The sequence below is a fragment of the Salinimicrobium oceani genome (genome assembly GCF_012037645.1).
Window position 1 is genome coordinate 1 of record NZ_JAAVJR010001130.1, and the last position, 355, is coordinate 355.

Annotated in this window: 1 pseudogene; it reads left to right on the plus strand. The window is 42.0% G+C overall.

The window, feature by feature from the left end:
- Positions 1-323 (plus strand): annotated as a pseudogene (locus tag HC175_RS21115) (N-acetylmuramic acid 6-phosphate etherase); the annotation flags it as partial.
- Positions 324-355 lie beyond the last annotated feature (32 nt).

Sequence of the window (355 nt, forward strand, 5' to 3'; positions counted from 1 at the left end):
CTCCCCTGAGCGAAGCTTCAGAATTTCCTATAGAAGTTGTGGTGGGACCGGAATTTGTTACCGGCAGCACCCGTATGAAGTCAGGCACTGCTCAAAAGCTAGTGCTTAATATGATTTCCACTGCTGTAATGATCAAACTTGGCCGTATCAAAGGAAACAAAATGGTGGATATGCAGCTTTCCAACAAAAAGCTTGTGGGAAGAGGAGAGCTCATGTTGATGGAGGAGCTTCAAATCTCTCAGCACATGGCATCGACCTTGCTTGAAGAATATAAGAGCGTTCGAAAAGTGCTTGAAGTATTTAAGAATAAACCTGAAAAATAACAATTTACAATACTATTTTTACCCGCGTAAGG